Below are 19302 nucleotides of genomic sequence, written 5' to 3' on the forward strand. Positions count from 1 at the left end.
CCTTTTATCGGCAATTTAACACTTCTGCAATATGCATCACTTTAATTGGCTTACCCTGACGTTGAATGCGGCCACCGATATTCAATAAGCAGCCTGCGTCAGCTCCTATCAAAATGTCAGCGCCTGTTTCTTCCACATTCAGTACTTTTTCATTGACCATTTCTCCAGAAATATTGCCCATTTTAACTGAAAATGTACCACCAAATCCGCAGCATCGATCCTTACCAGGGAGATCCACATAATGCAAGCCCTTGACGTTCTTTAATAATTGGAAGGGTGCCTCTGTTACACCAAGTAATCTTGTCATATGGCATGACGTATGATAAGTAGCTTTACCTTCTAGATACGCTCCAACATCTTCTATCTTTAATACGTTGACAATAAATTCTGTGAATTCATAGGTTTTAGCTGCTAATGCTTGCGCTTTTGACTCCCATAGGGGGTCTCCTTTAAAAACTTCTGGATATTCCTTCAACATATAAGCGCAGGAACCAGAGGGAGAGACTACATATTCAGCATGCTCAAAGGCTGTGATCATTTTTTTCATCGCATTTTTCGATTCTTCGACATAGCCGCTATTGTAAGCAGGCTGTCCACAGCAAATTTGATCCTCTGGAAAGTCGATGTCACAGCCAAGTCTTTCTAATACTTCAACAACTGCTTTTCCCACATCCCCTTGAAACATATCCACTAAGCAAGTGGCGAATAGTGTGACTTTCATATTCATCGCTCCTTTTGTAAACAACTGGTCATCTGATGACTTGTCAATAATTTAATCTTACAACAAATTTGAAAAAGTGAAAACGTTTTTTTATGAATTTTCAGAAAAGAAAAACTACCTAGCTTGTACTAGGTAGTTTTTAGTGTGAATTGGATTCTGTTGTTTCGAAATATTGTAATAGCACTTTTTCAACGTTGCTTAAATGAGATGCCATTGCATGTTTGGCTAGCTCTTCGTTTTGCTGTTTAATCGCGAGGAAAATCTGCATATGTTCATCATATAATTGTTCGCTCGTTGTTTTTTGTGAATACAACCAAATTCGCCGTGTCTCTTTCATCGTTTCGATCATTAAACCAGAAATTTGATCTAAAATTGTAGTGAGTAGGGGGTTTTGAGAGGCATTGGAAATAGCTGCATGAAATTGATAATCTGCTTTTTCACCAAGCTCGCCATCACCATGTGCCTGCTTCATATCCTCTAAAATTTGTACCATTGCCTGAATATCCTGATCTGTACGTTGGAGGGCTGCACGTCCTGCCGCTCCCACTTCGATAATTTTGCGCACTTCTAGTAAATGAGCAATATCCTGTTTATTCGTTAACATAGCGGTGGATAAAGGAAAGTCAAGCTGATGGGCTGGCACACTTTTGACAAACGTTCCAGAGCCTTGTTTGATTTCAATCAATCCCATTGCTTTTAATGCAGATAATGCCTCCCGTACAGCGGAACGACTCACTTGTAATTGCTCGGCAAGCTGCTCAACTGAGTCAAGCCGATCACCTGGCTTTAGGACACCAGCTCGTATTTTTTCATGCAAGATTTCGGATACTTCTTCATAGATCTTTTTTGGTCTAATCTTTCTTAATTCCAAGGGCTACACCTCTTTTTTTCGCTCATTTGCTATCATCATTATACATGAAAATAAGTCATTTACTCATGGTTTACCATGAACACTTTGTGTAGAGTAGAGGACTGTCGAAATTTAAAGAAAAAATAATGAAACATATAAACATATAATAAGGTCATCAGATGACTGTATTTCCAGATGATTTAAAAGATGAGTATAAAATAAATAGTTTCTTACTATAACATGGGCGTGATAGTGTCTATGAAAAACAAAAGCTTCTTTCAACATTAATGACAAGTAATCGACACTGTCAAGAAAAAGGTAGAAAAATTAGCTATATTCTTTTTGAAAAAGGGAGAAGAATGGCGGATTTTGTTGACAGAAAATCAACAGGAGCGCATAATGCAGAAGTAGCTTGGTGGGACTTCTCAGAAATCTCATCATTTTGCCATGAAACGTTCACAAACTAGAAGGGCGCTTTTTATTTTGTTTTTTGGTACGATGGATGCAGTAACTGTAAGGAGCGAATAAAAAATATGGGATCTGATATTAACGTATTTTTAGCTTTTGGTGCAGGGTTCTTAAGTTTTATTTCACCATGTACTCTTCCACTATATCCAGCATTTTTATCGTACATAACGGGTATGACATTAGATGAGCTAAAATCAGAAAAAGGTATGCTACAAAAACGTGCCATTTTCCACACACTATTCTTTTTACTAGGCTTTTCCATTATCTTTATCATTATTGGACTAAGTGCTTCATATGCAGCAGAATTCTTCCTAAATTATCAAACATTATTACGACAGGTTGGGGCTATTTTAATCGTCGTATTCGGTTTAATGATTGTGGGATTATTGCAGATAGACTTCTTAATGAAGGATCGAAAGTTCCAATTTAAAAATAGACCATCTGGCTATTTTGGGTCTGTCTTAATTGGTATTGCCTTTGCGGCAGGCTGGACACCATGTACAGGACCAATCCTTGCATCGATTATCATGTTAGCAAGTACAAACCCAGGTGCGGGCTTTAGCTATATGTTTGCGTATTATTTAGGATTCGCCATTCCATTCTTCGTGCTATCTTTCTTCATTTCACGAATGACTTGGATTCGTACACACAGCCAGAAAATTGTAAAAATCGGCGGTTACATCATGATTGCCGTTGGGATTTTATTATTCTTTGATGGCTTAACGTATATTACACGCGTTTTACAGCCTATTTTCGGTGGATTTACAGGGTTTTAATTTGTTAAACTAAAGAGGCATACCGAACTTTAACGTGGAGGGAGATGAACATGTGCCTACAGTTTTAGTAGTAGATGATACGCTATTTATGCGTGTTGCAATCAGTAATATGTTTACAGAATGGGGCTATGAGGTAGTCGGTAAGGCAGTAAATGGTAAGGAAGCTGTGGCGATGTATCGTGAGTTACAACCAGATTTAGTCACAATGGATGTAACGATGCCCGTTATGACAGGTATTGCAGCCGTAAAAAAAATCATCCCAGAATTTCCAGATGCAAAAATCATTATGGTAACAGCATTAGGGCAGCAAAAATTAATCGTAGAAGCGATTGAGAGTGGGGCAAAGGATTTTATTACAAAGCCTTTCGAGCCAGAACGATTAAAGGCTGTTGCTGATCAATTACTTGGACAAAATTGTTAATTAGACATTAGAGGAGGATTTTTTTATGTTAAGCAGCATCCCTTCTCACTATTATGTTATAGGGTCGACCATTATGGCCATTCTTATGGGGAGCTTTGTGATGGTCATACGAATGAGAGCTTCCAAAATGCCGACAAATGAGAAGAAAATTATTATTCCACCAATAGCGATGTCCTCAGGTGCACTGATGTTTTTATTCGAGCAATTCCGTGTACCACCGATGCAAATCTTAGAGGCGGCAGCTGTAGGAATGGTATTCTCGACAATATTAATTGCTACTTCTAAATTTGAAGTAAAGGGTCGAGATATTTATTTAAAACGTTCAAAAGCATTCGCTTTTATATTAATCGGATTGTTAATATTCCGAGTGGTGGCGAAAATGATTTTAAGTAGCTCCATCGATGTCGGTGAATTAGCAGGTATGTTCTGGATATTAGCCTTTGCCATGTTAGTACCTTGGCGTATCGCAATGCTTATCCAGTTTAAACGGGTCAAAAAAACAATTCCAAAACTACACTAGTGCTGAAGCTAGTGTAGTTTTTTTATGCATTTAAGCGCTGGAGGAACTGGATAGTCTCATAAAAGTGACGGAAAAAGCAGCAAAGCATGGATAGAAGTCCAAATAAAGAGGATAAAGCTAGCAAAGTAAGGGATAGCATCTTAAAAGTAGCGGATAAAATCTCAAAAGTAGAGGATAGAGCAGTAAAGCATGGATAGAGGTCCAAATAAAGAGGATAAAGCTAGAAAAGTGCAGGATAGCTTCATAAAAGTGACGGATAGAACCTCAAAAGTAGAGGATAGAGCAGCAAAGCGCGGTTAGAAGTCCAACTAAAGAGGATAAAGCTAGAAAAGTGCAGAATAGCTTCATAAAAGTAGCGGATAAAAACTCAAAAGTAGAGGATAGAGCAGCAAAGCGCGGTTAGAAGTCCAAATGGAGAGGATAAAGCTAGCAAAGTGCAGGATAGCCTCATAAAAGTAGCGGATAAAATCTCAAAAGTAGAGGATAGAGTAGCAAAGCGCGGATAGAGGTCCAAAAAAAGAGGATAAAGCTAGGAAAGTGCAGGATAGCTTCTTAGGACAATAATCCCATAGCTAAGTAAAAACGCTGCACAAAGATTTGTGCAGCGTTTACTCATTCGAATAGATGTTCATAGGGGGAGATGTCAATTTGCATTTGCTCTAATTTTTTGCGTAAAAATTTGTGATCGCGTTTTGGTGTTGCTTGGATATAGCCGCGAATAATGAGGTCATTGTTAATGGCAGCTGCTTTTTCTTCTAATGCGAGCTCGCCAATTTTTCCTGCAATTTTTTCCTTCGCCACTTGTCTAAAAAGCTCAGGGACGGGGCTTACGAGTTCATAGAGTAATTCTTTTTCAGCTTGTCCCCACAAGTGAACGGTTTTATCTAAATAATATTCTTGCCAATCTAAATCTGATTTTCCATCCTGCTTTGGGAGTGCCTTTAAAAATTTGCGGAACATGAAGAATCCGCCAATAGCCATCAATGAAATGAGGACGACAACCCAAAATAAAATAAACCATAAAAACCAACCTTGTAACAAATCGTTCACCTCTTTGCCTTCTCTCACTCTATTATAAAAGCTTCCGAAAAAAAATTCATCCTTAATGTCCCTTTTTTAGCAATTCGCCTTTATATAGTGTGCAGAAGGGAGGTGATGCTACATGGCTAATGTTAACTTTGTAAATGCTACACTGCGTCTCAAGTATGTGGATGGCTACGATGAGAACAATGAACCTACGTTCACCACGAAATCGTATCGAAATATTAACAACACACATAGCGCGGACGATTTGTTAGCTGTTGCTTATGCTATTGCTAGTCTTTCATCACAATCACTGGCTGGCATTGCGAAACAGGAAACACACGATTTATCTTAAGGAGGGATCACAGAATGACACAAGTTCTAGAATTGCAATTTGCCACAACTGATGGGAAAACGACAACCCTTTCGATTGATGCACCGAAGCCGAATATCACGGTGACTGACATTCAGCAGGCAATGGCAACGATTATGGCTAAAAATGTTTTTACTGGGCAAGGTGGTGCAATGTCAGCCATCAAGGGAGCTCGTATTGTAGATCGTCAAGTCACAGAATTTGAAGTAGTAACAGAATAATTCAACAATGGTCTTTGCTACGAGAAGTGCAAAGACCATTTTTAACGTGAGAGAGGAGGAGAAGGATGGAACAGTGGTTGAACATGATATCCGATATCGGTTTTCCGATTTTAGTGTCATTTTATTTATTGCACCGCGTCGAAGTAAAGCTTGATGCGATTCATGCTGCACTCGTTTCATTAAAATGAAATGGATTTCACAAAGATGTACGAAAGCTGTCACTTAGAAGTTCTTGTCAACGCTTACAACCTACGTTAGGATGGGGATAGTGTAGGTTAGGGAGAGTGTTGACATGAAACGTAAATTAATAGGGCTAGTGCTGCTGTTAGCCTGTGCATCTGTGCTAGGCGCATGTGGAAACTTAAAATTTAAAGCAGATTATAGTCTAGAAATACCCGATTTTGAACATGTTAATCAACGTGGTGAAACGGTTTCGCTTAAAAGCTTAAAAGGTAAGCCTTGGATTGGTATGTATATTTTTACAAACTGTGTGTCCATCTGCCCGCCCATGTCATTAAACATGGCACAAGTCCAAGAAAAGCTTCAGAAAAAAGGCGTAGAGGACTATAACATTGTTGCCTTTTCAGTAGATCCTGATGTTGATCAGCCAGATGTGTTAGCGGATTATCTTAGTAAATACAATGTTCCAGATGAATCTAAATGGAACCTTCTTACAGGGTATTCACAGAAATATATCGAACAATTTGCGGTGAAAAATACAAAGATTTTAGTGAAAAACGACCCTAACAGTGACCAAGTCATTCATGGCAATCAATTTTTCTTAGTCGATAAAGATGGTGTCCTCGTCAAAATGTATAATGGCTATGCTGAAAACATTGAAGATGTACCGATAGATACGATAGCTTCTGATATCGAAACATATATTGATGAAAATTTATAAAGTAACAGTAAACCGTCTCAAATGGTTGAGGCGGTTTTTTTATGTATTTTTCTATCTGGAAAAATAATCTTTTTCTGGTTGTGAGTCGTTTATAGTGTAGAAGGAGGATGAGGGCGTGTCTGATCATGAAAATTTCGAGCAGTTAATGGCTATACATACGGAGCAATTGTTTCGAATTGCTTATTACTATACAAAGGATTTACAAATAGCCGAGGATATTGTACAGGATGTGTTTATTAAGTTCTATCATCAAAAACAATATGAGGAACGAGGAGAGATGAAGGCATACTTAGCCCGCATGACAATCAATAAATGCAAAGATTATTTAAAAAGCTGGGCATACAGAAAAATAACATTTCAGCATAAATTTTTTACTAAACAAAAATCAACATTGCCGGACACACTGATTCGTCAAGATGAACAAGCACTGTTAGATGATGCCATTTTAAGCTTACCTCTCAAACCACGAGAAGCAATTGTCTATTTTTACTTGGAGGAGATGACGATTAAAGAGATTGCGGAGCTACTTGCGATTCCTGAAGGTACTGTGAAATCACGTTTAAAGAAAGGAAAGGAGCTATTAAAAATAGAGTTACAACATATTGAATGGGAGGTGCTTTTCCATGGATAAGCATACAATGCAGGTACTACAAGATGTTTCAGCACATAAGGAAGCCATTATTCATAAGGTTCGACAACAAATTCAGCAAGAGCCTGTTATGCCCAAGCCAAGATGGACATATCGTGCCGTTACGATAATGATTACCTGCTCTATTTTATTATTCATTGCCTGGCAAGCTGCAAAACCGATGGGCGAGTTGGCTACACAGGATGAAGGAGAAACACCTACATTCACGGATTTATTTCAAACAGAAGTGGAGGGAAAAGCCACAGCATACAGTAATTTTCTTCCACTTGCTAATTATTTAAGTCAGGCAAAACATATCCAATATTATGCACCACTTCAAGGTTTAGAGGCGATGCAATCAGTAGCAACATCACTGGAGGATGTCGTTCATCTCACTGATCCTGAAAATTTACCATTTCAACCAAATATACATGAGGTCTATGCAATTTCAGCAAAAATGGAGGATGGTAGCCAACAAACGCAATTTCAATTTAGCTATAAAGAAAAATCCTCCACTGGGGTGGATTTACAATTTATTAATTTTACCGTGACAAATGTAAAGTATAATCCCTTAGCGAGCTATGTGAAGTCTAAAAATATGGAAGAATCTTTAGGGATGAAAGTTTCGAATATAGGCTTAAATTTTATGAATCCCCTGTTTTATCTGGAGATGTCACCAGAACGAGGTTATGTATATACTTATTATAATTATGATGAGACGGATAAGCGAATCTTTCAAATGACTACTAGAGCCAATGAGTTTTATTCTTACTATAACGGCTATGTTTATCATATCGGGTATCAACTTGATGGAGATCCACAGGAGGTTCAAGAAAAAATGGCGATCCTTGCAAGAGATTTTATTCTTGGCGAATAAGTCATGAGACATTTCAATTGAGCTATAATAGAATGATAGAAAAGAGGGGATGGAGGTTCGACTATGACAATTGCACAAACCTATTTACAAGTTGTTCAGAAAAGATTTCAAAGTGTGAAAGAGCTAGGGGATAAAACACTTGCCCAAATGGAAGAGGCACAATTGCACTGGGCATACAATGAAGAATCCAATAGTATTGCAGTGATTGTAAAGCATATAAGTGGAAATATGGTTTCCCGCTGGTCAGATTTTTTAACGACAGATGGAGAAAAGCCAACGAGAAATCGAGATGATGAGTTTGAGGATAGTCTTCACACCAAAGAAGCAATCATCTCAGCTTGGGACAAGGGGTGGCAAGTGTTATTAGAGGCCTTGGCGAGTTTAACAGAATCCGATTTACAGGGACATGTCACGATTAGAGGGGAGCGGCTAGCAGTCATTGATGCTATTGAAAGACAAATGGCACACTATGCACAGCACGTCGGTCAAATCATTTATATCGCCAAATTGGTAAAGGGCTCTGATTGGCAAACACTCAGTATTCCTAAAGGACAGTCACAAGCTTTTACTGAAGCCATGCTAGATAAACATCAACGCTAAAAAAGAAAGATCGTAGCCAAGTAGTAGGTGCTACGATCTTTTTTCTGCTAAATAGAGCTTGTATAAGGCTGTTTCTAGGTCGGTCGCTTGAGCGAGTTCAAATGCCTCCTGCTGACTTCTATGATTTGTGATTATCTCATAGAAAAAGTGAATTAGAAACATGAGATTAGCATTACCCTCAATATAATCATCAGGTGCTAGGTAGGAATGACAGCCACTCTCTAAAAAGGCTGTCGCTAGCTGCTGCCAGCCTAATGTACAGCCTGCCGCAATGACCTTGACACCCTGTAGCTGACAATAGGTTAAGACATCTTGAGGTTCAAAATAGATACTCCTTGGTTCATTTTCTTCATATACCTCTTCTCCTAGCTCAGGCAGACAAAATCGCCCCTCATCGCCGTGAAAGTTTAATAGCAAATAATCCATTTTGTGAGGAAGATCATTTCCAGATAAAATATCAATTAAATCATTTGGTCTGCCAATTAAATCGAGTGTCACTCCTGCACCAAAGGATTCCAGTGCTGCTCGAATGGCCATGGATTCAAAATCACAGTCAGGACCAACTACTAAATGTACGTATAATTCTGGTCTACTCATACATCATCACCTCTATTTAAGTATAGCTGAAACTTATTAGAGTAGTAAATCGTATATGACAATAATTACTATAAATGTAAAGTGGTAAAGGAGGTGATAAAGTGTACAAGAGTGGTTATATTCATACACTTATTCTGGGCATTGTTCTAAGTATAAGCACACTACTACTCTTCATTTACAATGAAAGGCAGCGGGAGGAGCTAGTGCCGCTGCATACTCCCATTCAATCAATTAAAGAGGCTTGGTATTTGTCTGGAAGTAATGGCAAAGAGCAATATTTATATCCATTAAAGCAAGTATTCTACGTCGACCGCTATGAGGTGAAAGATACAGATCGCCTTCAGCAAGTTTTACAAACTAAAAAGGATCTTAGCAGTCGACCAGCAGACCATGAAGCAGTAAGTGATTTATACATACACTTCCATAATGGCAAGGAAACGGCCTTGAAAGTAATAGTCGAGGATGAACGATTCTTCCTAATGGATCAAAAAACAGGATTGTATTATGTACTGCAAGCACAAGAAGCTGAGGATTATTTTCATTTGTTAAATGAGAAAAGCAAAATGTCGTGGCTATTATTTATTGTTTATACAATTTTATTTTTTGGTCTTGTCTATATGCTTGTAAAGAAACTAATAGCCGCTAAATCCACAGAGAAAGAAAGCATTCCCTCCAATACGAGGGAAAAAAGATCACTAGCAGATTCTATTTATCCAGCCATCCTGCCCTTGGTCATCACATTCTCTATGCAGATTTATGGGGCTCAACATAGCTTACTACTACTGAGTGCGATGATTCTGACTTCAGGCATTCGAGAGTTTTTAGAAAAAAGAGGTCATTTTCTGAAAATGCTCCTACTTCTTCCGCTCTTTTGGTGTTATCTCTATGGTTTCCAAATGATTACTTCCTATTTCAACCAGTAAAATAGTGGATATTATTGTCAATAGATTAGATGCGAAATTCTCATTATTGTTAAATTTTAGCGATAGTTTAGGAGGAGGAGCATAGATTTTATAGGCTAATAGGTTTAGGTAGGCTATACTCAAGTGGATTATAGAAGAATAGAGGGAATCATATGAGACTAACTGTGGAACGGAAATTGCAATTTGCTTTTGGTATTGTCCTCATCTTTTTACTGCTTATATCAGGGATTGCTATGTACTACTTGAATAATAATAATCAGACATTAGCAGAAATCGAAGACAATACGGAATTAATCCATTTATATCAAGATATCTCGTTCCAAACCGTACGAGCGAATGCGGCTATTCGTGGGTATATGTTATATGGCAAGGAAGAAATGCTCAACAATCATCATGAAATCCGAAATACCTTACATACGTCGATTAATCGACTTCAAGAAGTAGGCGATAGTAATCAAGATTTTGATCAATTTTTATCGCAGCTTGACGACTGGGAAAAGGCTATAGATGGGCAGATTGTGCCTCTTTATCAGCGAGGGGATCATCAGCAAGCACAACAAATAGCTTTACCGATTTTAGGTGAGGGCTCTCAGAAATTGGTTGTCTTTGGAAAAACGATGGCAACAGCTCAGCAAGAAGATATGCAGGCTCATATTGAGGCTACCAAGCAAAAAGGAGAAAGAAGTGGCCTGGAAATTATGATTCTAGTGGCTATTTCTCTACTTATAAGCATTATCATTGCAACACTATTTGGTAGACGAATCGCAAAAAATATTCAACAAACAGTAGTTGAAATGGATAAGTTTTCGGAAGGGAATTTGCATACGCATTTACAATTTAAAACCAAGGATGAGTTTGCACACTTAGCCGATTCCTTCAATAGTATGTCAGAAAAGCTTCGACTGATGATGAAACAAGTCGGAAACTCCTCTGAGCAAGTTGCCGCAACATCCGAACAGCTAACAGCAAGTAGCATGGAGGTTACACAGGCGACAGAGGTGGTAACAGAATCTATTCATGATATTGCACAAGGTATTGATCAGCAGGATACATTAACAAGTGATGTACGAAATTTATCTGCCCATATCTTGAAGAAAATGAATGATATTTCTACAAGCATACAAAGCGTGAATCAAGCAACAGTCAACACGAAAAATATGGCACAAACAGGTCGTTCTTCGGTACATGATGTTACAGCGCAAATGAATGAAATCTCTACTAACACAAGTGAGCTAAATACACGTGTACAAGATTTAGATGACAATACAGCGGCGATTGTATCAGCAGTAAATGTCATTAAGAGTATAGCGACACAGACCAATTTACTAGCAATCAATGCCTCTATTGAAGCCGCAAGGAGCGGGGAGCATGGGAAAGGCTTTGCGGTAGTGGCAGAGGAAGTCCGCAAGCTAGCAGATGAGTCAAATCTTGCTGCAGTCGATATTGAAAAAGTAGTGGCCCAAATTACAGATAGCACGAGGATTATCGAGGAAGATATGGTTAATAGTAATGATTCTGTCCATGTAGGTCGTGAAAAGGTTAATGTGGCAAGGGATAACTTTATACAAATTGATGATGCCATTAATGATGTACAAGCACAGACCGAGCTAGTAACGGCAGCCATTCAAGCAATTCATCAAGATATTGAAAAGTTAGTGCAGGAAATGGACTATATGAGTGAAGTGTCGGTAAAATCAAGCCATCATGTGCAAAGTGTTGCAGCCTCTTCAGAGGAACAAAATGCAGCTATGGAGGAGGTAGCAGCAGCCTCTACCCATCTAGCAAAGATGGCAATAGACCTGCAAGAATCCATTCAATCGTTTAAATACTAAATTCAATTGACCCCTGTCTAGTTACAGGGGTTTTATTTGTCGGTAAAGCCTGAATAATATGAAAATCGTAAAAATGTTAGAAAAAATTTTTTTCGTCCGATAAAAGCTTTGGGAGAAATGTTAAGCAGATAAAGAGAGGGAGAGGTTTAGAAAAAATCAAAAGGAGATTGATATATGAAGAAACTATTTAGCAGTTTTAAGGGCAAGCTTTATACGCTATTCGCGCTAGTATTACTTATCCCTGTCATATCTGTTGGGAGTTTGTCTTATTTATCTGCAAAAGACTCGATTGAAGAAGAAATTTTATTTAGTGCCAATGAAAGTGTAGGCATTTTAAATAAGCTCATTGACAAAACAATTAGTGAGAAAATGAGTGACATCAATGTATTTAGTAGTGAAATAGATGCGCGTCAATATGAAGAAGCACAAGCTTCGATTGTGGCTAAATTTCAGCAATATACAAAGCTTAATGCAGATGTATTGAGTGTTTATATTGGCATGAATGACGGTCGATTTACACAGGAGCCAAAATTGAATGGTGCAGACTATAATCCATTAGATCGAGATTGGTATAAAGAGGCGACAGCTTTAAAAGGTGAAACCTTAATCACCAACCCTTACAAGGATGCGGGGACGGGTGATATGGTGGTAACAGTTGCTAAGCAGACGAAGGATCATGCTGGAGTTGTGGCAATCGATATTAAATTAACCGATCTTCAAAAAATTGCTGATTCAATTCGAATCGGAAAAAATGGGTATCCTTCAATTTTTGGAGAAGACAAGATGGTCATTTCACATCCTACACTTGAAGCGGGAGGAGAACTGAAAGAAAGTTTCCTTGATAAAATGTACGAAAGTCCATCAGGTACGTATGAATATGTCTTTAATGGTGATGATCGTCTATTATTCTATACGACAAATGAACTGACAAATTGGAAAATAACAGGAACGATTTTTGCTGAAGAAATTGATGAGTCTGCTTCCTCGATTTTATACCATACGATTCTAGTCCTCATAGCAGCAATTATCATCAGTTCCATCATTTTTTATTTTGTAATGAGGGCTGTCATTAAACCAATTAAAGCCTTAAAGGATAGTGCGGTTACGATCAGCAAAGGGGATCTCACGGAAATGGTAACGATTACGTCAAAAGATGAGATTGGCCAATTAGGACAAGCCTTTAATGATATGCAAGAAAGCTTACGGACACTAATACAAAAAATTGAACAAAATGCAGAGGAGGTTGCTTCTTCAGCAGAAGAGCTAACTGCCAATGCCAATCAGACAAGCATTGCAACAGAAAAAGTGGCGATTTCCATTCAGGATGTTGCAACAAGTGCTGATTCTCAAACGATTAGTGCCAATAAAAATGCAGCTTCTTTACATGAGCTTTCTACTGCCATTCTGCATATTGCTGAAATCTCCTCCGCTGTGACGGACCTTTCACAGCATGCGACATTACAGGCGGATGAAGGCGGACAAGCTGTTCAAAATACAAAAAATCAAATGCAATCCATTCATTTATCCGTAGCAGACTCCAATGCGAAAATCCAGACATTGCATGAACGCTCTCAGCAAATTACATCCATTTTAGATGTGATTACAAGCATTGCAGATCAAACAAATTTACTAGCTTTAAATGCAGCTATCGAAGCAGCGAGAGCAGGAGAGCATGGGAAAGGCTTTGCAGTCGTGGCAGACGAAGTGCGTAAGCTTGCAGAGCAATCACAGGAATCAGCTAAACAAATATTTGAGCTTATCCGAGGGATTCAGCAAGAAACGGAGCAATCTGTCAGTATTATGGCGAAGGTTACAGAGGATGTGCAAAGTGGATTGCATATTTCCGATGAAGCCATTGCAAAATTCCAAGTCATTATGACAAGTATGAATGAGATTACCCCTAAAATGGAGGAGGTCTCCTCAGCCTCTGAACAGATGTCTGCAGGTGTTCAAGAGGTAGCGGCAGTAACAGAAGATTTGGCATTCTCCGCGAAAGGCAATGCAGCGGCGTCTGAGGATGTAGCGGCATCAACAGAGGAACAATTAGCCTCAATGGAGGAAATCAATGCCTCTGCGCAAGCACTCGCACATATGGCGGATGAATTAAAGCTACTGATTAGTCAGTTTAAATATTAAAGCACAACGCCACTCCAAAATTTTGGGGTGGCGTTAAGTGTTGATTACTAGTAGAGCAAAGTAACCGTTTTTTATAAAATTACCATTTATTTAAATATCGAAAAAACGCCACTCTAATTTTAGAAGTGGCGTTCAGTATTTTATCGATCTTCTTCTTCCCAACAGTCTGTATTTTTTAAGGTTGGGATTGATTTTGCATAGAAGACAGGATTTTTTCCTGCTCTACGTTGCTCAGTAAAGTCGTCTAGCACGAGGAAGGCAATTTTACCGAGCATCATAATGATGGCGATATTGATAAGCGCCATCAGCCCCATAAAGAGGTCAGCGAGATTCCATACAAGCTGTACCTGTGCGATGGAGCCGAACATGACCATAACTAACACTAAAATTCGATAGCAAAACATCCAAGCTTTATGGGCATCCATAAATTCAATATTGGATTCACCATAATAATAATTACCAATAATCGAACTAAAAGCGAAGAAAATGATGGAGATGGCAATAAAATAAGGAGCCCAATCACCAACATGAACAGCTAAAGAATTTTGCGTCAAAATAATACCATCACTCTCACCTTTATCATATAAGCCCGCTAAAATAATGATAAAGGCAGTGGCTGTACAAATCATAATCGTATCAAAAAAGACACCTAAGCTTTGTACAAGTCCTTGTTTAGCAGGATGCGAAGTATTAGCAGTCGCAGCAGCATTCGGTACACTCCCCATCCCTGCTTCATTGGAAAATAAACCGCGACGTACGCCCTGCATGATTGCTGCCCCAATTGCGCCACCAGCAGCTTCCTGTAGGCCAAATGCATGAGTGAAAATTAATGAAAAAACATGTGGGATTTCCGATAAATTAGTCACCACTACAAAAAGAGCTACAAGTAAATAGAAGATGGCCATAACTGGAACAAGAACTTGTGTCACCTTTACAATTCGATGGACACCACCAAAAATAATTAATCCAGTTAAAATGACAAGTATAGCCCCGATTATCTTTGGATTTACATCGAAGGCTTCGCCTACTGAAGTGGCAATTGTGTTAGATTGCACAGCATTAAAAATAAAGCCAAAGCTTAATGTTAATAGAATACTAAAAATAATGCCAAGCTTTCGCTGACCTAATGCTTTCTCCATATAGTAGGCGGGCCCACCACGGAATGTATCGCCATCCTTCACTTTATAGACCTGTGCTAAGGTACTTTCAATGAAGGCAGTGGCCATCCCTAAAATCGCGATTATCCACATCCAAAATACTGCACCAGGACCGCCTACACCAATGGCTAAGGCTACCCCTGTAATATTTCCTGTGCCGACACGTGAAGCAGCACTAATGGTAAAGGCTTGGAACGGAGAAACCCCCGAATCGCCCTCTCTTTTTTCTACAATTAAACGAAACATTTCTGGAAAAAGACGAATTTGTACAAACTTCGTACCGAATGAAAAATATAGTCCTGCTGCTAAAAGTAAGATAATGAGGATATATGTCCATAAAATATTATTTCCACTGTCAACTATTGTTGAGATCCATTCCATAAGTTGTCCTCCTTTCACAATACGCTTTAGTCTACACTGTTTTTTTATTAAAAATCAACTTTTCTAAAATAATGAATTATACTAAAATTTTGATATTTATAATTTATTAATTGAGAAAACTCATTTTATCTACTATTTTCCAATCCTTATATATTATTTTTGGAAAATTCTCTTATTTTTGTGTGAGGGAGGCGTATAATAATAGAAAAAGGAGTGATGTAGACATGAAAACAATCGGCTTAATCGGTGGGATGAGCTGGGAGTCATCTGCTGAATATTACAGACTTATCAATGAACAGGTTAAACATAGGCTAGGGGGCCTACACTCTGCGAAATGTATTTTGTTTAGTGTAGATTTCCAGCAAATTGAGCATTTTCAAGCTAGCGGGGAGTGGGACAAAGCAGGTGAGGTTCTAGCTCAAGCTGCACAAGCACTTGAGCGGGCAGGCGCAGACCTAGTCATCATTTGTACCAATACAATGCATAAGGTCATTGATGTTATCGAGTCTGCTATAACCATCCCTATTTTACATATTGCGGATGCCACAGCTAAGCAAATCAAAGAAGCGGGGTTACAGAAAATAGCGCTTCTTGGCACAAAGTACACAATGGAGCAAGCGTTTTATAAGGCAAGGGTAGAAAGCTTTGCCATAGAGGTGATTGTGCCTGACAGCAACGACCGAATGGAAGTAAACCGAATTATTTACGATGAATTGTGTCTTGGTACCATTGTACCAGCATCTAAAAGGTACTATAGCCAAGTGATCGAGGAGCTTGTACATGCGGGGGCGCAAGGGGTAATTTTGGGCTGTACGGAAATCGGCTTACTGATTCAGCAGGAGGATGTCAGCATTCCTGTGTTTGATACAACGGCTATCCATGCACAGGCTGCTGTGTTAATGGCGATTCAGGAGGATGCATAATATGCAGGGAAAAGTAAGACAATTGGGCATTGAAATTGGTGTGTTACCAGTTGGTCAGAAAAACTGCATCACCGATGTAGAAGGAGTTCAAGTGGGGCATGTGACATTGGATGAGCCATTAGATCAGAATGGGGCCTATGCGTGTACAGGCGTTACAGCTATTTTACCGCATGGAGGCAATGTATTTCAGCAAAAGGTAACAGCGGCAAGCTATGTACTAAATGGCTTTGGGAAAACAACGGGACTTGTGCAAGTGAATGAACTAGGTGTACTGGAATCGCCCATTATGTTAACCAATACTTTTGGCGTACCCGCTGTGACACAAGGTACATTAAGCTATATGCTTGATAGGAATGAAGACATTGGACTGACAACAGGAACCATTAATCTCGTTGTGGGCGAGTGTAATGATAGTTATCTTAATTCGATTCGAGCTTGTCCAGTAACACCTGCGCATGCCATAGAAGCCATTCGCCAAGCCTCTACAAAGACGGCACAGGAAGGCGCTGTTGGTGCAGGAAAAGGGATGATGTGTTTCGGCTACAAAGGAGGAATTGGTTCTTCCTCTCGCATCGTCAAAGTAGAATCAAATGAAGTGAACTATACAGTAGGCTGCCTAGTTCTTAGTAACTTTGGACAAGACAGGGAGTTTTTAGCTGAGCATTACAAAGTCTCAACTATGCAAAACCAATCTACTCTATCACCAACAGATGGCTCCATTATCATTGTCCTTGCGACAGATGCCCCGCTAAGTAATCGACAATTAACACGTGTCATTAAACGCTGTGGTATCGGTTTGGGACGGACAGGCAGTCATTTTTCACATGGTAGTGGCGATATTGTGATTGGCTTCACGACGGCACATTGTATTCCTCATACCGCTGATCAGCTTATTGAGACTAGAACTCAGCTTCGTGAGGATCATCCCATCATGAATCAACTGTTTACAGCCGCAGCGGAAGCGACAGAGGAAGCGATACTAAATTCATTATCCCAAGCTAAGACAACAACTGGCCGCAATGGACATACAGTACAAGCTTACTCCTTTCAACAGGCATAAAAGAAAAGGCTATTGAAACAGCAATTGTGTTTCAATGGCTTTTTTTAGGCCACCAAACAGGTTTCGTTAATTTTTTAGCATGAGCGAGCTATAAGATGAATAAAATCCTTAATTAGAGGATATAAGTGGTTTTTCGACCCGTCAATTGCTGGAATATGTATCATTGTAAGAATATATCCATTATTTTGTAATTATTCTTTTTTTATCTAGTCAATGGTAGAGAGATATGATAACATTCAACTTAAAAAACTGAATTATCTAACTATTTAAAGGAGGGTTCTGTTATTATGAACCTTTTTCAACCGATAGCACCCTCTCTAAATGGAAGCCCCTCGCCATCACCAGTTGTCTGTGAAAACAATGAGCCGCTTATCCAGCTTACAGGTGCTCATCCTAGGATATTTATGGAACCCATCTACTATCAGCAACAGATTTCTAATAGTTTACGAGTTATACATGTAAGAGAAGGAGTCTATGAGCATTTGCAACAGGTGTTAACATTATTACCTCAAGAGTATTGCTTATTACTTTATGATGGCTATCGTCCATTTCAAGTACAGCAGCATTTGTTTAGCCATTTTTCTCAGCAATTAGCAAAAAGGATGCCGCAGTTAACATCACAAGAGATTGTGCAGGCGACCAAAAAATATGTAGCATTTCCAAGTAAAGATGCAGCCCATTTAGCCCCCCATTTAACAGGGGGTGCCATCGATGTAACACTGGCTGATGTTCATGGTAAAGCCCTCGATCTTGGGACAGCGTTTGATGAAATGAATGAAAAATCCGCGACCCGTTATTTTGAACAACATACGCATGAAAATCCGCTTGCCTGTCAGTACCGACGTTTGCTGTATAACTGTATGACACTTGCTGGATTTACGAACTATGCGGAGGAATGGTGGCATTATGATTATGGCAATGTGGCATGGGCTAGACGTGTTCAAGCACAGGCAGCGCATTACGGAGCAGTACACGCAACAATTCAAAATCACCATGTAAAGGAGTTTCGATTTCTATGAAAGTTTATATTAGTGCAGATATTGAAGGGATTACAGGTACAACTTCGTGGAGTGAGACCGAGTTAAACGCACCTGACTATCAGTTTTTCCAAAGACAAATGACACGTGAAGTAGAAGCTGCCATTGAAGGAGCGATAGCGGGGGGCGCAACCGAAATTTTAGTAAAGGACGCACATGATTCAGCCCGCAATCTAGACATTTCCAATTTACCAATCAACTGTAAAGTTATCCGTGGCTGGACATACGACCCTATGTGTATGGTAGCGGGTCTCGATAAAAGCTTCGATCGTGCTATTTTTATCGGCTATCACAGCAAGGGTGGCAGTGAGCGTAACCCACTAGCCCATACACTTTGCACATACGCGGATGTCAAAATCAATGGCGAATATGCGAGTGAATTTCTGATCAATACCTATGCAGCAGCCTTACACGGTGTTCCTGTGTCCTTTGTGAGTGGGGATGTGGGGTTGACAGAAGAGATTCAATCCGTAAACGAACACATTGTCACATTTGCTACTAAGGAAGGAATCGGCAATGCGACGATTAGTGTCAGTCCACAACTAACTATCATGGAAACCAAGCGACTGGTAGAGTCTTCTATGAAGGTTCCTCGTACCGCATTACAGGTAACGTTGCCAGAACACTTTAGGGTAGAGCTTATTTATCGTGATCATACACGAGCCTATCGTAATTCATTTTATCCAAATGCCAAATTCAAACCGCATAATACCGTGGAGTTCATGACCCATGATTTTTATGAGGTGCTGCGTGTCCTGCAATTTTTAACATGATGGAAAGGTTTAGTGAGAGCTTTTATATCAAGTGAGGATTCTAATTCATGAAAGGTGAGAAGTGATCAAAAAAGTGGTGGACCCGCTCAAAAAGCAGTGGGACA

Annotated in this window: 22 protein-coding genes; 17 read left to right on the forward strand and 5 right to left on the reverse strand. The window is 39.3% G+C overall.

What is annotated here, in order from left to right; genetic code table 11:
- Positions 1-4 precede the first annotated feature (4 nt).
- Both LBYS11_RS08135 and LBYS11_RS08140 read right to left on the reverse strand, forming a co-directional pair.
- Entirely contained in the window at positions 5-721 is a 717-nt protein-coding gene (locus LBYS11_RS08135; protein WP_103117815.1) for a (Fe-S)-binding protein, read from the reverse strand.
- A gap of 139 nt (positions 722-860) precedes the next feature.
- On the reverse strand, positions 861-1592 hold the full coding sequence (locus tag LBYS11_RS08140) for a FadR/GntR family transcriptional regulator (protein ID WP_048390198.1): 732 nt from the start codon (positions 1590-1592) through the stop codon (positions 861-863).
- Between the two features lie 512 nt (positions 1593-2104).
- On the opposite strand from LBYS11_RS08140, the gene LBYS11_RS08145 reads away from it, so the two are divergent.
- Genes LBYS11_RS08145 through LBYS11_RS08155 form a run of 3 tightly spaced genes read left to right on the forward strand, consistent with a single transcriptional unit; the run spans position 2105 to position 3756 of the window.
- On the forward strand, positions 2105-2815 hold the full coding sequence (locus LBYS11_RS08145) for a cytochrome c biogenesis CcdA family protein (protein ID WP_016995208.1): 711 nt from the start codon (positions 2105-2107) through the stop codon (positions 2813-2815).
- Between the two features lie 34 nt (positions 2816-2849).
- Positions 2850-3236 (forward strand): response regulator, encoded by a 387-nt coding sequence (locus tag LBYS11_RS08150; RefSeq protein ID WP_004229473.1) that lies wholly within the window; start codon positions 2850-2852, stop codon positions 3234-3236.
- A 25-nt stretch (positions 3237-3261) separates the two neighbouring features.
- Entirely contained in the window at positions 3262-3756 is a 495-nt protein-coding gene (locus LBYS11_RS08155; RefSeq protein ID WP_004229470.1) for a CcdC family protein, read from the forward strand.
- Between the two features lie 612 nt (positions 3757-4368).
- Here LBYS11_RS08155 and LBYS11_RS08160 read toward each other — a convergent pair.
- Positions 4369-4797, reverse strand: a complete 429-nt coding sequence (locus LBYS11_RS08160) for a DUF2621 domain-containing protein (RefSeq protein WP_004229468.1) — start codon at positions 4795-4797, stop codon at positions 4369-4371.
- Between the two features lie 121 nt (positions 4798-4918).
- Between LBYS11_RS08160 and LBYS11_RS08165 the strand changes: the two genes are divergently transcribed.
- From LBYS11_RS08165 to LBYS11_RS08195, 7 genes are all read left to right on the forward strand, one after another.
- On the forward strand, positions 4919-5134 hold the full coding sequence (locus tag LBYS11_RS08165) for a DUF1659 domain-containing protein (RefSeq protein ID WP_004229465.1): 216 nt from the start codon (positions 4919-4921) through the stop codon (positions 5132-5134).
- 14 nt (positions 5135-5148) lie between these two features.
- Positions 5149-5373: a DUF2922 domain-containing protein gene (locus tag LBYS11_RS08170; protein WP_103117816.1), complete on the forward strand. Its 225-nt coding sequence runs from the start codon at positions 5149-5151 to the stop codon at positions 5371-5373.
- Between the two features lie 65 nt (positions 5374-5438).
- Positions 5439-5561, forward strand: coding sequence for a YvrJ family protein (locus LBYS11_RS08175; RefSeq protein WP_004229459.1), 123 nt, complete (start codon positions 5439-5441; stop codon positions 5559-5561).
- Positions 5562-5665: 104 nt separating this feature from the next.
- Positions 5666-6274 carry an SCO family protein gene (locus LBYS11_RS08180; protein WP_103117817.1) on the forward strand — a complete coding sequence of 203 codons (609 nt, stop codon included), beginning with the start codon at positions 5666-5668 and terminating at the stop codon, positions 6272-6274.
- A 115-nt stretch (positions 6275-6389) separates the two neighbouring features.
- The gene (locus tag LBYS11_RS08185; protein ID WP_081011064.1) at positions 6390-6905 is read left to right on the forward strand and encodes an RNA polymerase sigma factor; all 516 of its coding nucleotides are present in this window, start codon (positions 6390-6392) and stop codon (positions 6903-6905) included.
- Positions 6898-7779, forward strand: a complete 882-nt coding sequence (locus tag LBYS11_RS08190) for a hypothetical protein (protein WP_103117818.1) — start codon at positions 6898-6900, stop codon at positions 7777-7779. Before LBYS11_RS08185 ends, LBYS11_RS08190 begins: the two co-directional genes overlap by 8 nt.
- A gap of 63 nt (positions 7780-7842) precedes the next feature.
- Complete coding sequence (locus LBYS11_RS08195; RefSeq protein WP_103117819.1) at positions 7843-8379, forward strand: DUF1572 family protein; 537 nt, start codon at positions 7843-7845, stop codon at positions 8377-8379.
- 30 nt (positions 8380-8409) lie between these two features.
- On the opposite strand, the gene LBYS11_RS08200 is transcribed toward LBYS11_RS08195, so the two are convergent.
- Entirely contained in the window at positions 8410-8976 is a 567-nt protein-coding gene (locus LBYS11_RS08200) for a hypothetical protein (RefSeq protein WP_054550850.1), read from the reverse strand.
- Between the two features lie 101 nt (positions 8977-9077).
- On the opposite strand from LBYS11_RS08200, the gene LBYS11_RS08205 reads away from it, so the two are divergent.
- The 3 genes from LBYS11_RS08205 to LBYS11_RS08215 all read left to right on the forward strand — a co-directional run bounded on the left by LBYS11_RS08205 (position 9078) and on the right by LBYS11_RS08215 (position 13867).
- Entirely contained in the window at positions 9078-9899 is an 822-nt protein-coding gene (locus LBYS11_RS08205; protein ID WP_103117820.1) for a hypothetical protein, read from the forward strand.
- A gap of 152 nt (positions 9900-10051) precedes the next feature.
- Positions 10052-11731: a methyl-accepting chemotaxis protein gene (locus LBYS11_RS08210; RefSeq protein ID WP_054550852.1), complete on the forward strand. Its 1680-nt coding sequence runs from the start codon at positions 10052-10054 to the stop codon at positions 11729-11731.
- 174 nt (positions 11732-11905) lie between these two features.
- On the forward strand, positions 11906-13867 hold the full coding sequence (locus LBYS11_RS08215; RefSeq protein ID WP_048390218.1) for a methyl-accepting chemotaxis protein: 1962 nt from the start codon (positions 11906-11908) through the stop codon (positions 13865-13867).
- A gap of 140 nt (positions 13868-14007) precedes the next feature.
- On the opposite strand, the gene LBYS11_RS08220 is transcribed toward LBYS11_RS08215, so the two are convergent.
- A complete protein-coding gene (locus tag LBYS11_RS08220; protein WP_048390221.1) occupies positions 14008-15405 on the reverse strand; it encodes an alanine/glycine:cation symporter family protein in 1398 nt (465 codons plus the stop codon).
- A gap of 224 nt (positions 15406-15629) precedes the next feature.
- Here LBYS11_RS08220 and LBYS11_RS08225 point away from each other — a divergent pair, with 224 nt between their 5' ends.
- The 4 genes from LBYS11_RS08225 to LBYS11_RS08240 all read left to right on the forward strand — a co-directional run bounded on the left by LBYS11_RS08225 (position 15630) and on the right by LBYS11_RS08240 (position 19198).
- The gene (locus LBYS11_RS08225; protein WP_103117821.1) at positions 15630-16328 is read left to right on the forward strand and encodes an aspartate/glutamate racemase family protein; all 699 of its coding nucleotides are present in this window, start codon (positions 15630-15632) and stop codon (positions 16326-16328) included.
- A 1-nt stretch (position 16329) separates the two neighbouring features.
- A complete protein-coding gene (locus tag LBYS11_RS08230; protein ID WP_048390224.1) occupies positions 16330-17388 on the forward strand; it encodes a DmpA family aminopeptidase in 1059 nt (352 codons plus the stop codon).
- A gap of 287 nt (positions 17389-17675) precedes the next feature.
- Positions 17676-18407, forward strand: a complete 732-nt coding sequence (locus LBYS11_RS08235) for a M15 family metallopeptidase (RefSeq protein ID WP_233732580.1) — start codon at positions 17676-17678, stop codon at positions 18405-18407.
- Positions 18404-19198, forward strand: coding sequence for a M55 family metallopeptidase (locus tag LBYS11_RS08240; protein WP_054550855.1), 795 nt, complete (start codon positions 18404-18406; stop codon positions 19196-19198). The genes LBYS11_RS08235 and LBYS11_RS08240 overlap by 4 nt, the downstream gene beginning before the upstream one ends.
- Positions 19199-19302: the final 104 nt, after the last annotated feature.

This window comes from Lysinibacillus sp. YS11 (genome assembly GCF_002896375.1).
Classification (GTDB): Bacteria; Bacillota; Bacilli; order Bacillales_A; family Planococcaceae; genus Lysinibacillus; species Lysinibacillus capsici.